The following is a 21330-nucleotide window of genomic DNA, read 5'->3' as shown; positions in this document are numbered from 1 at the left end:
CTCGGCGTAGCCCTCGATCGCCCACAACGGCGCCGCCCGGCCCGGCGAGCGGGTGACGGCGTGGACCGCCTCGTGCGCCAGGAGCTCGCGGCGTCCCTGCTCGTCCAGGCCGGGCCGTTCGGCGGGGCTGCACACGATGCGCGGCTCCTCGTCGGGGCCGCGGAGGCGGACGTAGGCGCCGACGCCCGCGTCCTCGCCGAACTGGAGCAGGTCCGCGGGGAGTTCCGCGGTCAGCGAGCCGTCCCAGGGCGCGGCGCGCCACGCGCTGAAGTCCAGGGGTGCCAGCCGCGCCGCGGCGTCCGCGGCGGCGGCGAGCCAGGGCGCTGCCGCGGCCGCGCGTGACTCGGCGGAGACGAGCGCGACCCGCCCCTCGGTCAGCACGCGGACGGGCGCGCTCGTCCAGACCACCGGGTGGTCCCCGGCCCGGTCGGCGAGCGCCGCCACGCGCCCCTGGGCGTCCACCGCGGGGACCAGGGCCGCGCTCGCCCAGCCGCTGGTCGGCGTCGGGGTGGTCGTCGCGGGCTCCTGCGCGACGCGCGTCCGCACGACCAGGACGCCGTCGCCCGCCTCGGCGCGCCACCCGCCGAGCGCGAGCGCGTTGCCGTACAGCACGCCCGCCCGGCCCGTCGCCCCGGGGCCGAACGCCGCGGCGAAGACGTCCGGGTCGCGGGCGGCGACCGCGCCGTTGAGCCGGTCCGCGAGCGCGGCCATCTCGGCCACCGTCGCCGACCTCAGCTCCGCGGCGGGCGGCGCGGAGGCGTCCGGCGGCGTTCGGGGGCCCGTGGGCGCCGGCGCGACACCGGTGGGTGCCGGGGAGCGTCCTCCTGGCTGCGCGGGCGCCACGCCGGGCCCCGCGGCGCACCCCGCCAGCAGCGCCGCCCCGCCGAGCAGCACCGCCCGTCGCCCCACACCCGTCACGGCGCCGACGCTACCGCCCCGCACGACGCCCTGCCCCAGCAACCGCTGGGACATCTCACGCGCCGCGCCGCCACCTCCGCGGCGGGGCGAGCGGCACGACCGGACGGGCGAGCCGCAGGGGCGGCAGCAGGCCGCCGGCCGCCATGGCCTCGAGCGCGCTGCGCTCGTCGTCGGCCAGCCCGGCGATCTCCGGGGCGTCCTGTTCGGGGACGCCCAGGAGGACCGAGACCACGCAGTCGCTGCACGCGGGCCCGCGGGCCGTGCAGCCGACGCAATCCACAAGCATCGTGTCCATGCCGCCACCCTGACAGCGCCCACCGACAAAACCTGTGGCCGGGCGCGGGAGATGCGCCCGCAGCGGGCCTCGGCGCCACGGCGGACCGTCGGAACCGGCACCAGGTGCCTGGGCACCCGCGGGCGGCGGAGGACACCCCGGCACGCCCCGCGCCGGCCCGCACCCCTCCCCGGGCCGGGACGGCTCCGCTCGGCAGCGTCGCCGCCCGCCGGCCCGAAGCCGCATCGTCCCGGCGTACGGGACCGAAGTGTCGGAGCCGCCGCCTAGCGTCCCGCCCATGACGTCGACAGCGCTGCAACCGAGTTTCGAGGACCTGGGTCGCCCCCTGGCCACGACACCGTTCGTGGTGGTCGACCTGGAGACGACGGGCGCGGGCGCCGACGCGAGCATCACCGAGGTCGGCGCGGTGCGGGTGTGCGGCGGCGAGGTCGAGGGCGAGTTCCAGACGCTGGTCAACCCGCACGCGCACATCCCCCCGCTCGTCTCGGTGCTGACCGGGATCACCGACGCGATGGTCGCCGACGCGCCACGCGTCGACCAGGTCGTTCCGCCGTTCCTGGAGTTCGCCCGCGGCGCGGTGCTGGTGGCACACAACGCGGGCTTCGACGTCGGGTTCCTCAAGCGCGCCTGCGCCGCCCAGGAGCTGGCCTGGCCCGGGTTCGGGGTCGTCGACACGGTGGCGCTCGCCCGCGGCGTCCTGACCCGCGACGAGGTGCCCAACGTCAAGCTGGCCACGCTCGCACGGCACTTCCGGGTGGCCGAGCCGCCCAACCACCGGGCGCTCACCGACGCCCGCGCCACCGTCGAGGTGCTGCACAAGCTGCTCGAGCGCGTCGGGAACCTCGGCGTCTCGACGGTCGAGGACCTGCTGGAGTTCACCCGCGGCGTCTCACCCGAGCGCCGCGCCAAGCGCACCTGGGCCAAGGACGTGCCCGCCGAACCCGGGGTGTACCGGTTCGTGGCCGACCTCCCCGACCGGGACGGAACCGTCCGGCGTCAGGTGCTGTACGTGGGCAAGAGCGTCAACCTGCGCGCGCGGGTCGGCAGCTACTTCACCGCGGCCGAGAAGCGCCCGCGCATGGAGGAGATGGTGCGCATCGCCACCGGCGTGGAGACGACGGTGTGCCGCACACCCCTGGAGGCCGAGGTGCTCGAGCTGCGGCTCATCGCGGCCCACGCCCCCCGCTACAACCGCCGGTCGAAGTTCCCCGAGCGCCAGCAATGGATCAAGCTCACCGTCGAGCCGTTCCCCCGGCTGTCCCTGGTGCGCCGCGTCGCCGACGACGGGGCCAGCTACTTCGGCCCGTTCTCGCGCCGGCGGACGGCCGAGCAGGCGATGCTCGCCCTCTACGAGGCCTTCCCGATCCGGCAGTGCACCGGGCGCCTGTCGGAGCGGCGGCTCGGCAGCCGCTGCGCCCTGGGTGACCTGGGCAAGTGCCTGGCACCCTGCGACGGCTCGGTGGGGCGGGCCGAGTACAACCACGTCACCGACGCCGTGCGCGACGGCCTGACGATCGACGTCCGGGCCGTCGTCCGCGCGCCCCGCGCGCGCCTGGCCCGCCTCGTCGAGCAGGAACGGTTCGAGGAGGCGGAGCGGCTCACCGCCCGGCTGCGGACCTTCGTCCGCGCCTCGACCCGCGCCCGACGGATCGGCGCGCTGGCCGGCTGCGCGCAACTCGTCGCCGTGCGCCGCGCCGAGCCCGGCTGGGAGGTGCACGTCATCCGGTACGGCCGCCTCGCCGCGGCCACCCGGGCCCGGCCGGGCGAGAGCGTGCCCGGGGTGGCCCGGGACGCCGTGGCGGCCGCGGAGCAGGTGGAGCGTCCCGTCCCGGGGCTGCCCGCGGCCACGATCGAGGAGACCGAGCGCGTCGCGGCGTGGCTCGAGACGCCCGGCGTCCGGCTGATCGACGTCGACGGCGAATGGGGCTGGCCCCTGCACGGCACGATCGCCGAGGACGATCTGCCCCGCCTCGCGCTGGGGCCGGCCGCCTCGCCGCCGTCGACGTGACGGCAGGGAGCGGCCGCCGCGTCGGGCCCTGCCGGACGCGGACGCCGCGAGGTCGGGCAGCGCCGGGCCGTGCCGGGACGCGGGCACCGCAGGCTCCCCACTCGCCGTGGGCGGCGGGCACCCCACCCGGGAGCGCACCTGGCGCCGGGTGGCGCGGGAAGCCCGACGACGCCGGCCCGCGTCGCTAGGGTGGGCCCATGAACACCGCGATCGTCTTCATCACCACGCAGGTCGACCAGGTCAGCGAGGTGGCCGACCGGGTCGCGGCGATGCCGGAGGTGACCGAGGTGTACTCCGTCACCGGCGACATGGACCTGATCGCGCTGGTGCGCACCCGCGAGATCGAGCGGATCGCCGACGTGGTCACGGGCGGGATCAACAAGGTGCCCGGCGTGACCGGCACCCAGACCCATCTGGCGTTCCGCGCCTACTCCACCCACGACCTGGAGGCCGCGTTCTCCCTGGGCGAGTAGCTCCGGGGACGACGACGGGGGCCGGCGGAACGCCGACCCCCGCGTGCTGAGAGCTTGTGCTCAGGCCTCGGTGATGTCCACCGACTCGATCACCACCGGCTCGGCGGGGCGGTCGCCGAAGCCCGTGCGGACCGTCGCGATGGCGTCCACGACGTCACGGCCGGCCTGATCGGCGACCTCGCCGAAGATGGTGTGGCGGAAGTTCAGGTGCGGGGTCGGCACCACCGTGATGAAGAACTGCGACCCGTTGGTGCCGGGGCCCGCGTTCGCCATGGCGAGCAGGTAGGGACGGTTGAAGGACAGGTCGGGGTGGAACTCGTCGCCGAACTTGTAGCCGGGGTCCCCCGTGCCGGTGCCCAGCGGGCAGCCGCCCTGGATCATGAAGCCGTCGATGACGCGGTGGAAGGTCAGCCCGTCGTAGAACTTGCCGGTCGTCGCCGCCCCGGTCTCCGGGTCGCGGTACTCCTTGGTGCCGTCGGCGAGCCCCACGAAGTTGGCGACGGTCTTGGGCGCCTGCTCGTCGAAGAGGTTGAGCGTGATGTCGCCGTGGTTGGTGTGGAGCGTTGCCTGCTTGGCCACGTTGGTTCCTTTCGCTGCGGATCGCCCGGTCCTCGCCCGGGCGCTACCCCACCACGGTACCGAATCCGCCACCGGGGTCGCGCCTCGGGGTCGGCCCGGGGTCGCGACCTCGCCGCGGGCCCTGTGCGCGGCCGGACGCCTTGGGTACGGTGGCGGTACGCGATCACGCGAACCCAACCATCAGGAGGAAAGACCGTGAGGAAACGGAAGAACCTCGAGAGCGTCGTCGGTGACACCACCCACGCCGCCCAGGACCTCGGCAAGGACGCCCTCGCGCAGGCGAGCGCGTACCTGCAGCAGGCTCAGGACTATCTGACCCCGCTCGCCAAGGACGCCAAGAAGAAGGGCGCCAAGTTCGCCGCCGACGCCGTCGACGCCGTGCAGCCCAAGCTCGATGAGGCGCTGAGCAAGGTGTCCCCGGCGATCGACGAGGCCTACGCCCGTCTCGCCCCCGCCGTCGACAGCGCGCGGGACAAGGTGCAGCACAACTTCATCCCCGCCGTGAGCGACATGCTCCACAACGCCGCGGACGACCTGGCGAAGGTCGAACTGCCGTCGGTCCCCGCGCCCAAGAAGAAGAAGTCGGGCTGGAAGACGTTCGGTCAGGTCCTTTTGGCCACCGGCCTGCTGGCCGGCGTCATCGTGGCGATCCGCAAGTTCCTCGCGCCGAGCGACTCCGGCTGGCAGGCCCACGAGCCCAGCTCGCCCTACGTCCCGACCTCGACCCAGAACCTCGTCGATGACCTGACGAAGAAGGGCGAGGAGGTCAAGGACGCCGCCGCGGAGTGGATCGACGACGCGGGCGACAAGGTGGACGCCGTCAAGGCGAAGGCCGCCGACATCGCCGAGGACGCGGCCGACAAGCTCGACGACGCCAAGGCCGACGCCAAGGACGCCGTGGAGGACGCCAAGGACGCGCTGAAGAAGGGCGCCGACAGCGCCAAGGCCAAGGCCTCCGACGCCAAGGATGCCGCCGAGGGTGATGCTGCCCCTTTCGCGGGTAGCCCTTACGGGGAGGGTTCCTACGTCGGAACCGAGCCGCCGGAGGGCTTCAGCATCAAGGGCAACGAGCGTTCGATGAAGTTCCACGTCCCCGGCAACGGGGGCTACGAGCGCACCATCGCCGATGTCTGGTTCGCCAGTGAGGACGCGGCCACCGCCGCGGGCTTCACCAAGGCCCAGCGCTAGCGGTCGGGCTCAGCACCACGCACCAGGGGGCGTGACCACGCGAGTGGTCACGCCCCCTTCGCATGCCCGCAGCTGCGCCGGTCTGGTGGTCACGCCCCCTTCGCATGCCGGGCACCTGCTCCGCCCGGGTGGGCGGCGACCCCTGCGCACGCCGGCAGCCGGGTGGACGGCGACCCCACCGTTTCATTCGGGGCGCGGCTCATCTCACAATCGGGTCCCTCGGGAGGCCTTCCTGGGTGAACGCGCGCGAAAGGATCCCGCATGACCACCCCCTGCACTCCCCTCGCCCCACCCGCGACCCCGCCTGCGCCGATGCGTGGGTCGATGCGGCGCCGTTCCGCTCCCACCTGCGCCACCTGTGCGCCACCACCGGGCTGCCGTGGCAGGTCGTGGCGCTGTACGCCGGCCTGAGCGTGCGCCACGCGGACGCCCTGCTGCACGGGCGCCGCGGCCGCACGCTGCGCCGCATCCCGCGGCCCACCGCCGTGCGGCTGTGGGAGGTCTCCCCCGATGCCCTGGCCGGGCTGCGGCGGGTCGCCTGCCCGGCCGAGCCGACGGCGCGGCGCCTCGCCGCGGCGCTGCTGGACGGCGCCCGCCCCGCCCTCGTGGCGGGCGCGCTGCGTTGGTCGCCCGAGCGGTTGGGGGCGGTGCTCGACGGGCGGGTGGCCGGCGTGACGGCCGTGGAGGCGCTGCTGGCGCGCGCGCTGGCCGAGGCCGTCGACCGGACCAGGGTGCCGCACGAGACGCGGGCGGCCTAGGCTCACCCCATGCCCGCCCCCGGCATCCCGCTCGCGCTCCCGCCGCTCCTGGTGGTGGCGTGCTGCCTCCTGGCGGGGCTCGCCGCCGGCGCGCTGACCCGCCCGGTCCTGGCGCGGCTGCCCGAACCGCCCGACGGCCCGGCGGCCCACAAGCCGCCCTACGCCGCTCTGGGGACGCACGGGTTCGCGGTCTCGGTCGGCGCGCTCGCGGCGCTGGCCACCGCGGTTGCCTGGCTCTCGACCCCGCCGGCGCTGTGGCTCGCGTGGGCGTCGCTGAGCACGGTCAACGTCCTGGCGTGTGCGATCGACGCCCGCACCACGTGGCTGCCGCGGCGGCTCTCGCTCGTGGGCGGGGCGGTGGCCGCGGCGGGAGCGGTGGTTGCGGGCGTGGCGCAGGGGTCGTGGACGCCACCGATCGCGGCCGTCCTCGGCGCCCTGGGGGTGGGGGCCTTCTTCCACCTCGCGTGGCGCCTGACCGGCGCGCTCGGCTACGGCGACGTGCGGCTCGCCGCGACGATCGGGGCAGTCACCGCCTGCACCTCACCGCCCCTGGCGCTCACCGCGCTGCTGGCCGGAACCGTGGCGGGGGCGCTGACCGGCGTGCTGGTGCGGCTGTCGGGGCGCACCGGCGGGTTCGCCTACGGCCCGGGGCTGCTCGCGGGGGCGTTCGCGGCCCTCCTGCTCCCGGGCGGCTGAGCCGGCGGATCGGAACGCTGCGCCCAGCAGGCCGGCCCAGCGCCGGCGACGCACGGCCACCAGGGGCGATTCAGCGAGCGAGGGAACACCCGCGTGCGGGCGCCGTCGTATCCGGCGCGGAGTCGCTCAGCGCGCGACGCGCTGGGTGGTCGCCACCCAGCGCTGCAGCAGGTCGGTGGCCGCGCCGTCGTCGAGCGCCCGCGCCGCCCGCTCCAGCCGGGGCTGCAGTTGCGCGGCCAGGGGCGCGTCGGGGTCGGGGCCCTCGAACGCCAGCAGGGCTGCGGCGGCGTTCAACGCCACGATGTCGCGCACGGGGCCGGGGTTGCCCGCGAAGGCGTCCCGCGCCACCTGCGCGTTGTGCGCGGGATCCCCGCCCACCAGGTCGGCCTTCTGCGCCCGCTGGATACCCAGGTCGAGCGGGTCGAGGGTGGTCTCGACGCTGCGGCCGTCCGCGATCACCCACACGCGGCTGTCCGTCGTGGTGGTGAGCTCGTCCAGGCCGTCTCCGCCGTGGAACACGAGCCCGCGGTGGCCGCGTCCGGCGACCACGTCGGCCACGTTCCGCGCCATCACGGGGTCGGCGACGCCGATGGCCTGCGCGGACGGGCGGGCCGGGTTGGCCAGCGGGCCCAGGAAGTTGAAGACCGTGCGGATCCCCAGCTCGCGCCGCGCGACGGCGGCGTGCCGCAGCGACGGGTGGTAGTGGGCCGCGAACAGGAAGACGATGCCGACCTCGTCGAAGACCTGCGCCTGCACCGCGGGGTCGAGGTCCAGCACGACGCCGAGCGCTTCGAGGCAGTCCGCCGTGCCGCACGCCGAGGACGCGGCCCGGTTGCCGTGCTTGACGACCTTGGCTCCGGCCGCGGCGGCGGTGATGGCCGCCATCGTCGACACGTTGACCGTGTTGGCGCGGTCGCCGCCGGTCCCGACGATGTCGACGGCCTCGGTGCTGGGCAGCGAGATCGGGCGGGCGTTGTCGAGCATGCCCGAGACGAGGCCGGTCAGCTCGCCGGGCGTGACGCCCTTCGCCTGCAGCGCCACCATGAAGCCGGCGATCTGCGCGGGCGACGCGGCGCCGGCGAGGATCTCGTTCATGGCCCACGCCGTGTCGGCGGGATCCAGGTCGTGTCCGGTCACCAGACCGGTGAGGAGGTCGGGCCAGGTCTGGCTCACGACACCGTCGCCCGCTTGCCGAGGCGCTCGCGCAGCAACTCGGCCACCGGGGTCGGGAGACGCACCGGGTCGATCGGGTAGGGCACCACGGCGTCGGCGCGCGACCACGTGGCCAGCCACGCGTCGGCGACGCGCTGCACCAGCAGCAGCACCGGCGGGCAGTTCGCGATCTCGTCCTTGGCCTGGCGGCACAGGCCCATGCCGCCCAGGGGCGCGGCCTCGCCGTCGGCGATGACCAGATCGATGCCGCCCGCGTCGAGGGTCTTGATCGCGGCCTGGTAGGTCGCACACTCCACGACGGAGATCTCGGGCAGGTCGGCGGCCACGCGTCGACCCATCGCCACCTTGATCGCATCACGGACGCTGCGGTCGTCGGAGTAGATCAGGATGGTGGCCTTGGCGGCGGTTGCCTCTTCGCTCATCGCGTCCTCACTCTTTCCACGTGGATCGGGTGCCATGCTATCGCCCACCCGCTGCGTCCGCGCATCCGGGCTCCGGGGCGGTCCTGCGGCGTCCGTCAACCCCTGCGAGGTCACGAACGTTCATCTTTTGTCCGCAGGCCGGGTTCCCGACGTGACCCCAACAGTGTGAACAGGTAATAATGACGCCCGTGGCGAATACATCGAAGTCGAGTGCGGTCCCCGTCGTCCCTCACGGCGCCCTTCACCCGGTGGCGCCCGCACGCCTGATCGGCGTGAAGGGGCGTCCCGACGCGTTGGCGGTCGGGACGGTCATCTGGCTGGCGAGCGAGCTGATGTTCTTCGCTGCGCTCTTCGCCGCGTACTTCAACCTCCGCAACGCCACCACCGCGATGGCCGCGCCGGGTGAGGAGACCATGTGGCAGTGGGGCAGTTCCCACTTCATGCAGGAACTCTTCGGGATCAACCTGCCGTGGTTCTCCCTCATCAACACCACGATCCTGGTGCTGTCGTCGGTCACCTGCCAGATCGGCGTCTACCGCGCCGAGCGGGGCTTCGTCTCCCGCACCGGCAGCATCCTCAACCCCGCCAAGTGGGGCATGCGCGAGTGGTACATCCTCACCTTCGTGATGGGCGCCGTCTTCCTCGGCGGCCAGGCCTACGAGTACGCCCTGCTCGTCTCGGAGGGCTTCACGCTCCAGACCAACGCCTACACCTCGGCCTTCTTCCTCGCGACGGGCTTCCACGGCCTGCACGTCCTGGGCGGCCTGCTGCTGTTCATCTTCATGCTCGGCCGGACGTACGTGGCCCGCACCTTCACCCACGAGCAGCGCGTGAGCGCGATCGTGGCCTCGTACTACTGGCACTTCGTGGACATCGTGTGGATCATCCTGTTCTTCGTGATCTACATCGTCCGCTGACCCGTCCGTCACGACTTCGAAAGGCGCATTCATGCGATCGGGAACCCCAAGAAGGCGAAACAAGGCGGCGCGTCCACTCTCGCTCGTCCTCGCCCTCGTGCTGCTGGGCTCGCTCTACGCGGCCCTGATGCCGTCGGCCCAGGTGGCCGCCGACACCGGCACGTCGGCGCAGGTCGCCGAGGGCAAGGCCCTGTTCCAGGTGACCTGCTCCTCCTGCCACGGCCTGAACGGTGAGGGGACCTCCCAGGGCCCCTCGCTCATCGGCGTCGGGGCCGCCTCCGTGGACTTCCAGGTGAGCACCGGCCGGATGCCGATGGCCCGCCCCGGTGAGCAGGCGCCCCGCAAGGTGAACACCTACACCGCCGAGGAGATCGGCAAGCTCTCCGCCTACGTCGCGTCGCTGGGCCCCGGCCCGGCCGTCCCGAAGTCGTCGCAGTACGACTACTCGACGCTGACCGACGAGCAGATCGCCCGCGGCGGCGAACTGTTCCGCACCAACTGCTCCGCGTGCCACCAGGCGGCCGCGAACGGCGGCGCGCTGCCCAACGGCAAGTACGCCCCCTCGCTGCACGGCGTCGAGCCGCTGCACATCTACGAGGCGGTCCGCACCGGCCCGCAGCAGATGCCCGTGTTCGCCGAGGGCGCCATCCCGGACGAGGACCTCGCCTCGATCATCGGCTACCTCAAGGGCATCGAGGACCAGCCGAGCGCCGGCTTCTCGCTCGGCGGGCTCGGCCCGGTCACCGAGGGCCTGTTCGGCTGGATCATCGGCATCGGCGGCCTGTGCCTGTTCGCCGTCTGGATCACTTCTCGAGGAGCGCGCGCGAAATGACGCACGATCAGTCCACCCTGGCCCGGCGCGAGCCGGGTGACCCCCACTTCCCGGTCGCCGATCCCGGCATCGAGGAGCACGTCGAGCGCTACACGGATTCCGATCCGGCGCTCGGGCGGCGGGCGTACCTGCAGGTCGTCACCGCGTTCGCCCTCGTCCCGGTCTTCGCGATCGCGTTCGTCGTCGTCTACTTCGCGGTCCCCCGCGACGCGTCGGCCCACCTGCTGGGCGTGAACTGGAACGTCCAGACCACCCTGCTCGGCCTCACCGCCGGCCTGGCGGTGCTGCTCATCGGCATCGGGGCGATCCACTGGGCCCGCCAGCTGATGACCGACACCGAGATCGCCGAGGAGCGCCACCCCGTGCACTCCACCGACGCCGAGAAGGAGGGCTTCGTCGAGGTCCTCAACGCCGGCGTGGCGGACGCGGGCGTGAAGCGCCGCGGCCTCATCCTCGCCTCGTTCGGCGGCGCGCTGGGCATCATGGCGGTCCCCGCCCTGGTGACCCTGGCCGACCTCGGCCCCTGGCCGACCGCCGACCTCCGCAAGAAGACGCTCGAGTACACGCTGTGGGCCGAGGGCGTCCGCGTCGTCAACGACACCAACTGGGTGCCGCTGAAGGCCGCCGACATCGAGATCGGCCAGCTGATCAACGCCGAGCCCGAGAACCTGCGCGACCTGCACGGTGTGGAGTACCAGAACATGAAGGCCAAGACGGCCCTCATCGTGGTGCGGATGGACCCCAACTCCATCAAGATCCCCGAGTCCCGCAAGGACTGGCAGGTGGGCGGCATCCTGGCCTACAGCAAGATCTGCACCCACGTGGGTTGCCCGATCTCCCTGTGGGAGCAGCAGACGCATCACCTGCTCTGCCCCTGCCACCAGAGCACGTTCGACCTGGGCGACTCCGGCGTCGTGGTGTTCGGGCCCGCGGCCCGAGCCCTGCCGCAGCTGCCGCTCAAGGTGGACGGCCAGGGCTACCTGATCGCCCAGAGCGACTTCACGGTCCCGGTCGGCCCGAGCTTCTTCGAGCGCGACTCCCGCAACGACTTCAAGGAGGGTGACCGGTAATGGCGAGGCCCGCTGACATTTCACCCGAGACCGGAGAGGTCTTCGAGACCCAACGTCCCGACGAGAGCGACGGCGTCAAGACGCTGGGCGCCCCCGCCGACTGGCTCGACGAGCGCGTCGGCATCGCGAAGATCGGCAAGGCCGCGCTGCGCAAGGTCTTCCCCGACCACTGGTCCTTCCTGCTGGGCGAGATCGCGCTGTACTCGTTCATCGTTCTGCTCATCACCGGCCTGTTCCTGACGATCTGGTTCAAGCCGTCGATGGCCGAGGTCGAGTACGAGGGCACCTACCAGCTCATGCGGGGCCTCCAGATGTCGGAGGCGTTCGAGTCGACGCTGCAGATCAGCTTCGACGTCCGCGGCGGCCTGCTGGTCCGGCAGATCCACCACTGGGCGGCGATCCTGTTCATGGCCGCCATGACGGTGCACATGCTGCGCATCTTCTTCACCGGCGCGTACCGCAAGCCGCGTGAGCTGAACTGGCTCATCGGCGTCGTGCTGCTGTCGCTGTCGATGATCGCCGGCATGACCGGCTACTCGCTGCCCGACGATCTGCTGTCCGGCACGGGCCTCCGCTTCACCGAGGGCGCGATCCTGTCGGTGCCGGTCATCGGCACCTGGGTGCAGTTCTTCGTGTTCGACGGCGAGTACCCGGGCGGCGCGATCATCGCCCGCTTCTACATGGCGCACATCCTGCTGGTGCCGGCGATCCTGCTGGCCCTGATCGGCGCGCACATGACGCTGCTCGTCTACCACAAGCACACCCAGTTCCCCGGCCCGGGCCGCACCGAGAAGAACGTGGTCGGCTACCCGCTGTTCCCGGTCTACATGGCCAAGGCCGGCGGCTTCTTCTTCATCGTGTTCGGCGTCCTGATCCTCATGGGCGCGACGATGTCGATCAACCAGGTCTGGATGTACGGCCCGTACAACCCCGCCCAGGTCACCGCCGGTTCGCAGCCGGACTGGTACATGGGTTGGGTCGAGGGCGCGGTCCGCATCATGCCCGGCATCGAGTCCCACTGGGGCCCGACCACCTGGTCGTGGAACATCTTCCTGCCGTTCGCCGTCCTGATGGGCATCTTCTACACCTCCCTGGCCCTGTGGCCGTTCGTGGAGGCGTGGATCACGGGCGACAAGCGTGAGCACCACCTGCTGGATCGTCCCCGCAACGCCCCGACCCGCACCGGGCTCGGCGTGGCCGGCATGACGTTCTACGGCCTGCTGTGGGCCGGCGGCGGCAACGACATCATCGCCACCACGTTCCACATCTCGCTGAACGCGGTGACCTGGTTCCTCCGGATCGCGGTGTTCGTCGGGCCGGTGATCGCGTTCATCATCACCAAGCGGATCTGCCTGTCGCTGCAGCGCGCCGACCGCGAGCGCGTCCTGCACGGCTCGGAGTCCGGCATCATCGTCCAGAGCCCGACGGGTGGCTTCTCCGAGCCGCACGCGCCGATCTCGAACGACGAGGCCTTCACGCTCACCCAGCACCAGCAGTTCACGCCGCTGGAGCCGACGCCGACCCACGACGAGCACGGCGTGAAGCTGAAGAACCCGGACGCTGTCAGCGGGCTCCGCGCCCGCCTGTCGCGCTGGTACTCCGGCGACGACATCGCCAAGCCGACGCGCGAGGAGATCGCCGAGGCGTCCCACCACGAGGAGGAGGACCACTCCCCCGCCCTGGAGGACGAAGGCGCGTCCGACGAGCCCAGGCAGCTCGTCTAGCAGCACCCACGAGGGGCGGCGATCCGGTTCGGGTCGCCGCCCCTCTGCGTCCCCACCGGACGAGGACCAGGCCGCGGGGGCGGCCGGCCCCTGGGCGACGGCCTGGGGCCCTGAGGGCGCGTGAGGGGCCGTCCAGCGGCCTGCGCCGGCCAAGGGGCGTGCTGGGGGCCCCCAGACCACCCGAGGGGGCTGCGCGGGCCCCAGGGGGCCAGACGCGACACCGCGGGCTACGATGGCCCCCGTGCGTTTCACGACGGGCAAGCCCGACCATGACCTGACCTACGACGACGTGTTCATGTCGCCGACCCGCTCCTCCATCCGGTCGCGGATGGACGTCGACCTGACGTCGACCGACGGCCTGGCGCTGCCCACGCCCCTCGTGGTCGCCAACATGACCGCGATCTCCGGACGCAGGATGGCCGAGACGGTCGCCCGCCGCGGCGCGATCTCGATCGTGCCCCAGGACCTCTCCCCCGCCGCGACCGCCGAGGCCATCGCCCGCGTGAAGGCCGCCCACGTCACGTTCGACACCCCGATCCGCGTGACGCCGGACACGGTCGTCGCCGACGCCCTGCCGCTGATCCCCAAGCGGGCCCACGGCGTCGCCGTCGTGCTGGACGCCGGCGCCCCGGTCGGGCTCGTCGCCGCCTCGGACGCCGCGGGCGTGGACCGCTTCGTGCCGGTCCACGAGGTGATGACCACCGACCTCACGATCGTGTCCGACACTTCCGCGCCGCAGGAGGTCTTCGACCTGCTCACCGAGCAGCGCCGCAAGATCGCGATCGCGGTGGACGCCTCCGGGCAGCTGGTGGGCGTCCTCACGCTCAAGGGGGCCATGCGCTCCGCTCTGTATGCGCCCGCGCTGGACGCCGACGGCCGCCTCAAGATCGGCGCCGCCGTCGGGATCTCCGGGGAGACGGAGCGGCGCGCCACGACGCTGCTGGAGGCCGGCGCGGACGTCCTGGTCATGGACACCGCCCACGGGCACCAGGACCGCATGCTCGAGACCCTGCGCAGCGTGCGGGCCGTCCGGGACGCGCACGCCGACCGGACCGGCGTCCGCGTGCCGCTCGTCGGCGGCAACATCGTGACCGCCGAGGGCACCGTCGACCTCATCGAGGCCGGCGCCGACATCGTCAAGGTCGGGGTCGGTCCCGGCGCGATGTGCACCACCCGGATGCAGACCGGCGTGGGCCGCCCCCAGTTCTCCGCCGTGCTGGACTGCGCGGCAGCCGCAGCGGACCTCGGCAAGGCGATCTGGGCCGACGGCGGCGTGCGGCACCCGCGCGACGTGGCGCTGGCCCTGGCCGCCGGCGCCGGTGCCGTCATGGTGGGCTCCTGGTTCGCCGGGACGCACGAGTCGACCTCCCCGCTCATGCGGGACGCCGATGGCCGCGCCTACAAGGAGTCGTTCGGGATGGCCTCGGCCCGCGCCGTCCGCGCCCGCACCAAGGAGCAGGCGTTCTTCGAGCGCGCCCGCGCCTCGCTGTTCGAGGAGGGTATCTCGTCCTCGCGGATGTACCTGGACCCTGCGCGCCCGGGGGTGGAGGACCTGATGGACTTCATCACGTCGGGCGTCCGCTCCTCCTGCACCTACGCCGGGGCCAGGACGCTGCCCGACTTCCACGCCCGCGCCACCGTGGGCGTCCAGTCCCGCTCCGGTTACGAGGAGGGTCGCCCGCTCCACGTGAGTTGGTGACCCCGAGCCCGGGCCCCGGGGGTGGCTCGCCGGCTAGGAGCGGCGGGCCCGCACCGTGCTGGGGCCGCCGGACAGCGTGAGGATCCCGTCGGCGAGTTCGACCGCCGGACGGTTCGAAAGGAAGCCGGCCAGCCAACCGGCCCCCGAGCTCTGCGGCTCGAGGCAACCCAGCGCCGGCAGCGGCGCGGCCGGGCCCAGCATCAGCCGGCCCTGGTCGAGGGTGTAGCTGGTCACCCAGACGGCGGGGCAGCCACCGTAGGACGCCCGCAGCACCGCGGTTCCCGGCGACGGGGAGGCGGCCGGCTCGACGGCGATCATGATCTCGCGGGCCGCACCCTCGGGCGCCGACCCGCCGACCTCGAACGACCGCCACTCCCCCGCCAGATCCAGGGCGGCCGAGGGCTCGGGGGCGGGGCTCGACGGCGCCGGGCGCGGCCCGCCGGTGCCCAGCACGCAGCCGGTGAGGCTCAGCAGCAGCAGGGCGCCCACGGCGTACGCGCCGCGCTGTTCGACCGGTTTCATGGCGTCACTCTAGGTCCCGGGCCCGCCGCGGCCCCGGCGTCCCGCAGCCCGGAACAGCGTTTCCGGCCGGGCGCCCCGCCCCGCGGCGGCAGCACCCGACCGCGCAGCGGTTCCCGGTCCGTCCGCGCGGCGGCGAGCGCCGACTCCGATCGCCCGGGACGTGCGAACGGCGAACGGCCCCGGATCCGAGAGGGATCCGGGGCCGTTCGCCTGACGCTCAGTGCTTGTAGTCGCCGGTGTAGAACTCGTAGGCCCAGCCGCAGGCGGCCCAGATGCCGAGCCCGACGCCCAGCAGCGACAGCCACCAGCCATAGACGGCGCCCAGCAGGATGACCGCGATCGCGATCGCGGACCAGAACGGGACGATGCTGCTCGGCGGGAAGAACCCCAGGGCGCCGGCGCCCTCGACGATCTCGCCGTCCTTGCGGTCCTCGGGACGCATGCCCACGGTGCGCCCGGTGATGATGAGCAGACCCCAGATCATCAGCGAGAACAGCAGGGTGAGCGCCAGCACCGTGGTGCCGATCACCTCGAAGTGGCCCATCGACCACGTCACGTAGGCGTACGCCGGGGTGACGATCGCGAAGAAGGCGACCAGGAAGAAGAAGATCTTCGCTTCGGACTTCATCGGGACTCCTCCTGCGCGATCTCAGCCTTGGGCTCGGCCGGCGCGACGACGCCGCGGCCCGACATCTCCGGGTAGTGCAGGTCGAAGGCGGGAGCCTCGCTGCGGATCCGGGGCAGGGACGTGAAGTTGTGGCGCGGCGGCGGGCAGGAGGTGGCCCACTCCAGCGAACGGCCCCAGCCCCACGGGTCGTCCTCGGTGACGCGGGGAGCCGACTTGTGGCTCTTGTACACGTTCCACAGGAACGGCAGCATCGAGACGCCCAGCAGGAACGCGCCCACCGTCGAGACCTGGTTGAGGAAGGTGAAGCCCTCCTGCGGCAGGTAGTCGGCGATACGACGCTGCATGCCCTCCACGCCCAGCCAGTGCTGCACGAGGAACGTCATGTGGAAGCCGAGGAAGATCAGCCAGAAGTGGAGCACGGCGAGCTTCTCGTCCAGCTTGTAGCCGTACCACTTGGGCCACCAGAAGTAGAAGCCGGCGAACATCGAGAACACGACGGTGCCGAACAGCACGTAGTGGAAGTGCGCGACCACGAAGTAGGTGTCGGACACCTGGAAGTCCAGCGGCGGCGAGGCCAGGATGACGCCGGTGAGGCCGCCGAACAGGAACGTGGTCAGGAAGCCGATGGAGAACAGCATCGGGCTCTGCATGCGGATCGATCCGTTCCACATCGTGCCGATCCAGTTGAAGAACTTCACGCCGGTGGGGACCGCGATCATGAACGTCATGAACGAGAAGAACGGCAGGTTCACCGCGCCCGTCACGAACATGTGGTGCGCCCACACCGAGATCGACAGCGCGCCGATCGACAGGGTCGCGGCCACCAGGCCGATGTAGCCGAAGACCGGCTTGCGGCTGAACACCGGGATGATCTCGGTGACGATGCCGAAGAACGGCAGCGCCAGCACGTACACCTCGGGGTGGCCGAAGAACCAGAACAGGTGCTGCCACAGGATCGCGCCGCCGGTCGCGGCGTCCAGGATGTGCGTGCCCAGGACGCGGTCGCTGAGCAGGACCAGCAGGCCCGCCGCGAGCACCGGGAAGACGACCAGGATCAGCAGCGACGTCACCAGGATGTTCCAGGTGAACATCGACATGCGGAACATGGTCATGCCGGGGGCACGGAGCAGCACGATGGTGGTGACGAAGTTGACCGCGCCGAGGATCGAGCTCAGGCCCAGCAGGTAGAGCCCCACGATCCACAGGTTGCCGCCGGCGCCGGGGCTGTTGATGGCGTCCGAGAGCGGGACGTAGGCGAACCAGCCGAAGGAGGCCGCGCCGTCCGGGCTCAGGAAGCCCGCGCAGGCGATCAGCGAACCGGCCAGGTACAGCCAGTAGCTGAACATGTTCAGCCGCGGGAACGCGACGTCGGGGGCGCCGATCTGGATGGGCATCAGCGCGTTCGCGAAGGCCGCGAACATCGGCGTCGCGAACATCAGCAGCATGATCGTGCCGTGCATGGTGAAGAACTGGTTGAACGACTCGTAGCTGAGGTACTGCAGCCCCGGGAACGCCAGCTCGGCGCGGATGCCGAGCGCGAGCAGGCCGCCGAAGGCGAAGAACGCCAGGGCCGTCCAGATGTACAGCTTCGCGATGACCTTGTGGTCGGTGGTCGTCATCCACGACCAGACGAGCTCACCCTTACCGAGGCGCCGCGCGGGCGCGGCGGCGACGCTGGAGTCGACGCGTGCAGCGGTTGCGGTCATGTGCTCAGCCCTCCTTCTTCGGTCCGGTGGACGGGAACGACGGGGCGACCAGGTCACCGGTCTGGCCGGACGCCGCCAACTGCTTGATCTGCGCCTCGTACTCCGCCTCGGGGAGCACCTTCACGTGGAAGACCATCTGCGCGTGGTAGGTGCCGCACAGTTCGGCGCACTTGCCGAGGAACTCGCCCTCCTTGGTGGGCGTCACGTCGAAGCTGTTCGGGTGGCCCGGGATGACGTCGAGCTTGAAGTAGAAGTCGGGGACCCAGAAGGAGTGGATGACGTCGGCCGACTCGAGGTTGAACCGCACCGGCTTGTTCAGCGGGAGGTACAGCGTGGGGATCGTCTCGATGGTGCCGACGGTGTGGGCGTCGCTGCCGATGGCGGGGTTGTCCGCCTCGCGGTAGTTGAACGTCCAGGACCACTTCTGCCCGATGACGTCGATCTCGTGCACGTCGCCGTCCGCGGCCTTCGCCAGGACCCCGTTCTGCGCCTGCACGGTGAAGAAGAACAGGACGCCGATGATGAGGAACGGCACCAGCGTGTACAGGATCTCCATCGGCAGGTGGTACTGCGTCTGCTTGGGAGCCTCGTCGTGGCTGCGGCGGCGGAACCGGATGATCGCGTAGCCGATCAGGCCCCACACCAGGACGCCGATGACCATCGACGCGATCCACGCGCCGTTCCACAGGTTCCCGATGAACGGAGCACGGTCGGTCGCGGCCTCGGGGAGGCCCCACCGCGTCCACTGCTCCAGCGTCGCCTGCGAGCAGCCACTCAGCGCCAGCGCACCACCGACGGCGGCCACCGCCGCGACGGCTCGACGGGCGAACCGGGTTCGATTCGGAGCCACGTCACACCCTTCCCTTGGTCGTCGGCCGGTCCATAACAGGGCATGGTCGGCCAGGCTGTCGATGCACCTAGGCACAGTAACCCAAAGGGGCACCCGATCGCCTCTTCCGAGGCTGCCGGGTGCCCGCAGTGTGGGACACTGTGTCCCTTTCGTGACCTCGCGGTCACGGGGTGTGTCAGTGGAAGCTGTCGCCGCAGGCGCACGAGCCGCCCGCGTTCGGGTTGTCGATGGTGAAGCCCTGCTGCTGGATGGTGTCGACGAAGTCGATCGTCGCGCCGGACAGGTACGGGGCGCTCATGCGGTCGGTCACGACCTTGACGCCGTACCACTCCTTCTCGATGTCGCCCTCGAGATCGCGGTCGTCCAGGGCCAGCTGGTAGCGCAGGCCGGAGCAGCCGCCGGGGGCCACCGAGATGCGCAGCGCCAGGCCCTCTTCGCCCTCGCTGGCGGCGAGGTCGGAGACCTTCTTCGCCGCGACCTCGGTCAGAATGATGCCGTCGGCCTGGACCTCGGGCTGCTGATCAACGCTCATGTGGGTGATTCCTCCGTGATCGGTGGGGCCGCGTCCGAACGGGATGCGCGGCACCGTGCTCGTTCCAGTCTAGGTCACGGGGCGGGTTCGCCGAAGCCCGGACGCCCTCACCACGTCCAGCTGCCCGCCACGCCCGCGGCGCGGGTCGTGAGGGCGTCGGCGCCCAGGTCGGGCTCCCCGCCCACCGCGTAGGCCACCTCGACGCCGAAGGTCCGGAGCTCGCGCGCCGACACGTCGACGGTCCTGGCGACCACCACGCACGGCCGCAGGGTCCGCTCGGCGGCGGCGATCACCTCGCCCACGACGGGGCCGCCGCGCCGGACGAAGTCGAGCTGGTCGGCCCCGGTCACGAGGACGTCGGCGGCGGCGGCCGTCCTCTCGAACTGCGCCGTCTCGGCGCACAGCGCGGGGCCGGTGGTGAGCCACGCCCGAGCGCGGTCAGGGCGACCACCGCTCCCCCGGCCGCGCCCATCCCCGGGCCGTCCGGGACGCCCAGCAGGCCGGCGAGCGACCCCAGGGACGCGTCGGTGGCGAGCATGAGCGCCGGGTCGGCGCCCGTGGCGTGGCCGCGGCGCGCGGTGACGCCGCGCAGGCCGAGCAACAGGTCGCCCAGCTCGGCCGGGTCCACGACGGCCACGAGTTCGGTGTCCCCCACCAGCGCGCGGGCGGGTTCGAGGTCGAGGCGCGTGATGCCGGCGAGCCCGCCGACCCCCGCGTCCAGGGCGACGTCCGCGTGCGCGCCGAGCGCCGCGAGGATGCCCGAACCGGCGTCGTGGGTGCGAACGCCGGTCAGGTCGACCACCACGCGTGCCGGCCGGGACGCCAGCGCGGCGGCCAGGGCGTTCCCGATCTCCAGGGATGTCGACCAGGGGTCGATGCCCGCGACGGCCGGCGCCTCCGGATCGCCGGACGTGACGACCGGGGAGGCGTCGCCCAGGTCGGCCAGCGCGGCGCGCAGGTCGGCGCCGCCGGCGGCCATGGGCACGACGGCGACCTCGACGCCGGGGCGGGCGCGCACGAACGCGCGACCCAACGCGGCCCCCGCGTCGGACGACGCGAGGGCCCCGAGGCGATCGGTGCAGATGAGCAGGCGCACTAGGGAAGCAACCCCCGGCACCCTGCTCGTCGCCGATCCACTCCCGGATCTGCTCCAGCGGCGTGTCCGCCGCAGGCATGATCACGTCGGAGTCGATCAGCAGGTCGTCGTCGAGCGGGTTGCCCTGCTCCCTGACCTCGGCCAGGAGCCGGGTCAGGGCCCGGACGAGCCACTCCTCGTCGCCCGCCTTGACGGCGGCCTCCACGTCGTCGTCCAGCGCGTTGAGGATCTCCAGTTCGGCGTCCTCGAGGCGGTACTGCCCCTCACCCAGGATGCGCACGATCATGGCGTCACCCCTGCGGGCCGGACGCCGGACGGGAGTCGCCCGCACCGGCGTCGTCGGTCACCTCGGTGACCTCGGCCTCGACCGGCTGGGCGGGGCTGGCGGCGATCTGAGGCGCCGCCTGGGCGGGAGCCCCGGGGAGGGCTCCGATGGACGCCTTCATGGCGGCCAGTTCGTTCTCGACCTCCGAGGACGAGGCCAACGAGTCGAGCTCGCGGGTGATGTCGTCCTTGTAGGTGTGCGTCGGGTCCTCCAGCGCGCCGGACGCGAGCAGCTCGTCGATGGCGCCGGCGCGGGCCTGCATCTGCGCCGTCTTGTCCTCGGCGCGCTGGATCGCCATGCCGACGTCGCCCATCTCCTCGCTGATGCCGGTGAACGCCTCGTTGATGCGCGTCTGGGCCTCGGCGGCGGAGTAGGTGGCCTTGATGGTCTCCTTGCGGGTGCGGAAGGCGTCCACCTTCGCCTGGAGGCGCGTGCTGGCGCGGACCAGCTTCTCCTCCTCGCCCTGCAGGGTGGAGTGCTGCGTCATCAGGTCCTCGAGCTGGCTCTGCAGCCCGGACTTGCGGGTCAGGGCCTCGCGGGCCAGGTCCTCGCGGTTGACCTCGAGCGCGCGCTGCGCCGAGAGCGACAGCTTCTTCATCTCGGCGTCCAGCTGGTTGGCCTGCAGTTCGACGCGCTTGCGGCTCGTGGCGACGTCCGCCACGCCGCGGCGCACCTTCTGCAGGAGCTCGAGCTGCCGCTGGTAGGAGTAATCGAGGGTCTCGCGCGGATCCTCCATCTTGTCCAGCGCCTTCTCGGCCTTGGCGTTGAAAATGATCCTGAGTCGTTCGAACAAGCCGGCCATGGTCTTCCTTAGGGTCCTTCCGTGGGCGGTTCAGCGGTCACAGCCTAGCCCCCGCCCCCGCGTCGGCGACGGCGTCGTGCCCCGGAGCTTCCCCTGAACTAGACTGGGAGAGTTCCC

19 protein-coding genes and 3 pseudogenes are annotated in these 21330 nt (G+C 72.2%); 10 read left to right on the top strand and 12 right to left on the bottom strand.

Annotated elements, in window-relative coordinates; translation table 11 throughout:
• Window positions 1–973: 973 nt before the first annotated feature.
• Complete coding sequence (locus G7070_RS12405) at window positions 974–1213, bottom strand: hypothetical protein (protein ID WP_166233999.1); 240 nt, start codon at window positions 1211–1213, stop codon at window positions 974–976.
• Between the two features lie 277 nt (window positions 1214–1490).
• Here G7070_RS12405 and G7070_RS12400 point away from each other — a divergent pair, with 277 nt between their 5' ends.
• Window positions 1491–3221 (top strand): DEDD exonuclease domain-containing protein, encoded by a 1731-nt coding sequence (locus G7070_RS12400; RefSeq protein ID WP_166233998.1) that lies wholly within the window; start codon window positions 1491–1493, stop codon window positions 3219–3221.
• Window positions 3222–3418: 197 nt separating this feature from the next.
• Window positions 3419–3694, top strand: a complete 276-nt coding sequence (locus tag G7070_RS12395) for an Lrp/AsnC family transcriptional regulator (RefSeq protein ID WP_166233997.1) — start codon at window positions 3419–3421, stop codon at window positions 3692–3694.
• Between the two features lie 60 nt (window positions 3695–3754).
• On the opposite strand, the gene G7070_RS12390 is transcribed toward G7070_RS12395, so the two are convergent.
• Window positions 3755–4273 carry a peptidylprolyl isomerase gene (locus G7070_RS12390; RefSeq protein WP_166233996.1) on the bottom strand — a complete coding sequence of 173 codons (519 nt, stop codon included), beginning with the start codon at window positions 4271–4273 and terminating at the stop codon, window positions 3755–3757.
• 1020 nt (window positions 4274–5293) lie between these two features.
• On the opposite strand from G7070_RS12390, the pseudogene G7070_RS19970 reads away from it, so the two are divergent.
• From G7070_RS19970 to G7070_RS12375, 3 genes and pseudogenes are all read left to right on the top strand, one after another.
• A pseudogene (locus tag G7070_RS19970) lies at window positions 5294–5461 on the top strand (DUF5324 family protein); the annotation flags it as partial.
• A 236-nt stretch (window positions 5462–5697) separates the two neighbouring features.
• Window positions 5698–6219, top strand: a complete 522-nt coding sequence (locus G7070_RS12380; protein WP_166233994.1) for a hypothetical protein — start codon at window positions 5698–5700, stop codon at window positions 6217–6219.
• A gap of 9 nt (window positions 6220–6228) precedes the next feature.
• On the top strand, window positions 6229–6915 hold the full coding sequence (locus tag G7070_RS12375) for a prepilin peptidase (RefSeq protein WP_166233993.1): 687 nt from the start codon (window positions 6229–6231) through the stop codon (window positions 6913–6915).
• A gap of 126 nt (window positions 6916–7041) precedes the next feature.
• On the opposite strand, the gene trpD is transcribed toward G7070_RS12375, so the two are convergent.
• Both trpD and G7070_RS12365 read right to left on the bottom strand, forming a co-directional pair.
• On the bottom strand, window positions 7042–8088 hold the full coding sequence (gene trpD, locus G7070_RS12370) for an anthranilate phosphoribosyltransferase (protein WP_166233992.1): 1047 nt from the start codon (window positions 8086–8088) through the stop codon (window positions 7042–7044).
• Window positions 8085–8510, bottom strand: coding sequence for a response regulator transcription factor (locus G7070_RS12365; protein WP_166233991.1), 426 nt, complete (start codon window positions 8508–8510; stop codon window positions 8085–8087). Before G7070_RS12365 ends, trpD begins: the two co-directional genes overlap by 4 nt.
• A gap of 248 nt (window positions 8511–8758) precedes the next feature.
• On the opposite strand from G7070_RS12365, the gene ctaE reads away from it, so the two are divergent.
• From ctaE to G7070_RS12340, 5 genes are all read left to right on the top strand, one after another.
• Entirely contained in the window at window positions 8759–9427 is a 669-nt protein-coding gene (ctaE, locus tag G7070_RS12360) for an aa3-type cytochrome oxidase subunit III (protein WP_431977894.1), read from the top strand.
• A gap of 31 nt (window positions 9428–9458) precedes the next feature.
• The gene (gene qcrC, locus G7070_RS12355; RefSeq protein ID WP_166233989.1) at window positions 9459–10259 is read left to right on the top strand and encodes a cytochrome bc1 complex diheme cytochrome c subunit; all 801 of its coding nucleotides are present in this window, start codon (window positions 9459–9461) and stop codon (window positions 10257–10259) included.
• Window positions 10256–11329, top strand: coding sequence for a cytochrome bc1 complex Rieske iron-sulfur subunit (gene qcrA / locus G7070_RS12350; protein WP_166233988.1), 1074 nt, complete (start codon window positions 10256–10258; stop codon window positions 11327–11329). Before qcrC ends, qcrA begins: the two co-directional genes overlap by 4 nt.
• A complete protein-coding gene (gene qcrB, locus G7070_RS12345) occupies window positions 11329–13053 on the top strand; it encodes a cytochrome bc1 complex cytochrome b subunit (RefSeq protein WP_166233987.1) in 1725 nt (574 codons plus the stop codon). The genes qcrA and qcrB overlap by 1 nt, the downstream gene beginning before the upstream one ends.
• A gap of 232 nt (window positions 13054–13285) precedes the next feature.
• On the top strand, window positions 13286–14752 hold the full coding sequence (locus tag G7070_RS12340) for a GuaB1 family IMP dehydrogenase-related protein (RefSeq protein WP_166233986.1): 1467 nt from the start codon (window positions 13286–13288) through the stop codon (window positions 14750–14752).
• 33 nt (window positions 14753–14785) lie between these two features.
• Here the strand turns inward: G7070_RS12340 and G7070_RS12335 are convergent, their stop codons facing one another.
• The 8 genes and pseudogenes from G7070_RS12335 to G7070_RS12295 form a co-directional block, all read right to left on the bottom strand.
• On the bottom strand, window positions 14786–15274 hold the full coding sequence (locus G7070_RS12335) for a hypothetical protein (RefSeq protein ID WP_166233985.1): 489 nt from the start codon (window positions 15272–15274) through the stop codon (window positions 14786–14788).
• Window positions 15275–15491: 217 nt separating this feature from the next.
• Window positions 15492–15902 carry a cytochrome c oxidase subunit 4 gene (locus G7070_RS12330; protein WP_166233984.1) on the bottom strand — a complete coding sequence of 137 codons (411 nt, stop codon included), beginning with the start codon at window positions 15900–15902 and terminating at the stop codon, window positions 15492–15494.
• Complete coding sequence (gene ctaD, locus G7070_RS12325; RefSeq protein WP_166233983.1) at window positions 15899–17608, bottom strand: aa3-type cytochrome oxidase subunit I; 1710 nt, start codon at window positions 17606–17608, stop codon at window positions 15899–15901. Before ctaD ends, G7070_RS12330 begins: the two co-directional genes overlap by 4 nt.
• Window positions 17609–17612: 4 nt before the next feature.
• Entirely contained in the window at window positions 17613–18458 is an 846-nt protein-coding gene (gene ctaC, locus G7070_RS12320) for an aa3-type cytochrome oxidase subunit II (RefSeq protein WP_431977893.1), read from the bottom strand.
• A 175-nt stretch (window positions 18459–18633) separates the two neighbouring features.
• A complete protein-coding gene (locus tag G7070_RS12315) occupies window positions 18634–18990 on the bottom strand; it encodes a HesB/IscA family protein (protein WP_166233982.1) in 357 nt (118 codons plus the stop codon).
• A 107-nt stretch (window positions 18991–19097) separates the two neighbouring features.
• Window positions 19098–19969: pseudogene (locus G7070_RS12305) on the bottom strand (glycerate kinase).
• 154 nt (window positions 19970–20123) lie between these two features.
• Window positions 20124–20372: pseudogene (pspAA, locus tag G7070_RS19965) on the bottom strand (PspA-associated protein PspAA); the annotation flags it as partial.
• Window positions 20373–20376: 4 nt separating this feature from the next.
• The gene (locus tag G7070_RS12295; RefSeq protein WP_166233980.1) at window positions 20377–21213 is read right to left on the bottom strand and encodes a PspA/IM30 family protein; all 837 of its coding nucleotides are present in this window, start codon (window positions 21211–21213) and stop codon (window positions 20377–20379) included.
• Window positions 21214–21330 lie beyond the last annotated feature (117 nt).

The organism is Propioniciclava coleopterorum, from assembly GCF_011393335.1.
In the GTDB taxonomy this organism is placed as follows: Bacteria; Actinomycetota; Actinomycetes; order Propionibacteriales; family Propionibacteriaceae; genus Propioniciclava; species Propioniciclava coleopterorum.
This window is presented reverse-complemented; position numbering and strand designations above follow the sequence as displayed.

Excerpts from the sequence above, each read along its gene's own strand:
- qcrA (WP_166233988.1), top strand. The coding sequence starts at position 10,256 with ATGACGCACGATCAGTCCACCCTGGCCCGGCGCGAGCCGGGTGACCCC.
- ctaD (WP_166233983.1), bottom strand. The coding sequence starts at position 17,608 with ATGACCGCAACCGCTGCACGCGTCGACTCCAGCGTCGCCGCCGCGCCC.
- G7070_RS12295 (WP_166233980.1), bottom strand. The coding sequence starts at position 21,213 with ATGGCCGGCTTGTTCGAACGACTCAGGATCATTTTCAACGCCAAGGCC.
- G7070_RS12335 (WP_166233985.1), bottom strand. The coding sequence starts at position 15,274 with ATGAAACCGGTCGAACAGCGCGGCGCGTACGCCGTGGGCGCCCTGCTG.
- G7070_RS12365 (WP_166233991.1), bottom strand. The coding sequence starts at position 8,510 with ATGAGCGAAGAGGCAACCGCCGCCAAGGCCACCATCCTGATCTACTCC.
- G7070_RS12375 (WP_166233993.1), top strand. The coding sequence starts at position 6,229 with ATGCCCGCCCCCGGCATCCCGCTCGCGCTCCCGCCGCTCCTGGTGGTG.
- G7070_RS12400 (WP_166233998.1), top strand. The coding sequence starts at position 1,491 with ATGACGTCGACAGCGCTGCAACCGAGTTTCGAGGACCTGGGTCGCCCC.
- G7070_RS12315 (WP_166233982.1), bottom strand. The coding sequence starts at position 18,990 with ATGAGCGTTGATCAGCAGCCCGAGGTCCAGGCCGACGGCATCATTCTG.
- G7070_RS12405 (WP_166233999.1), bottom strand. The coding sequence starts at position 1,213 with ATGGACACGATGCTTGTGGATTGCGTCGGCTGCACGGCCCGCGGGCCC.
- G7070_RS12395 (WP_166233997.1), top strand. The coding sequence starts at position 3,419 with ATGAACACCGCGATCGTCTTCATCACCACGCAGGTCGACCAGGTCAGC.
- qcrC (WP_166233989.1), top strand. The coding sequence starts at position 9,459 with ATGCGATCGGGAACCCCAAGAAGGCGAAACAAGGCGGCGCGTCCACTC.
- G7070_RS12340 (WP_166233986.1), top strand. The coding sequence starts at position 13,286 with ATGGCCCCCGTGCGTTTCACGACGGGCAAGCCCGACCATGACCTGACC.
- G7070_RS12330 (WP_166233984.1), bottom strand. The coding sequence starts at position 15,902 with ATGAAGTCCGAAGCGAAGATCTTCTTCTTCCTGGTCGCCTTCTTCGCG.
- qcrB (WP_166233987.1), top strand. The coding sequence starts at position 11,329 with ATGGCGAGGCCCGCTGACATTTCACCCGAGACCGGAGAGGTCTTCGAG.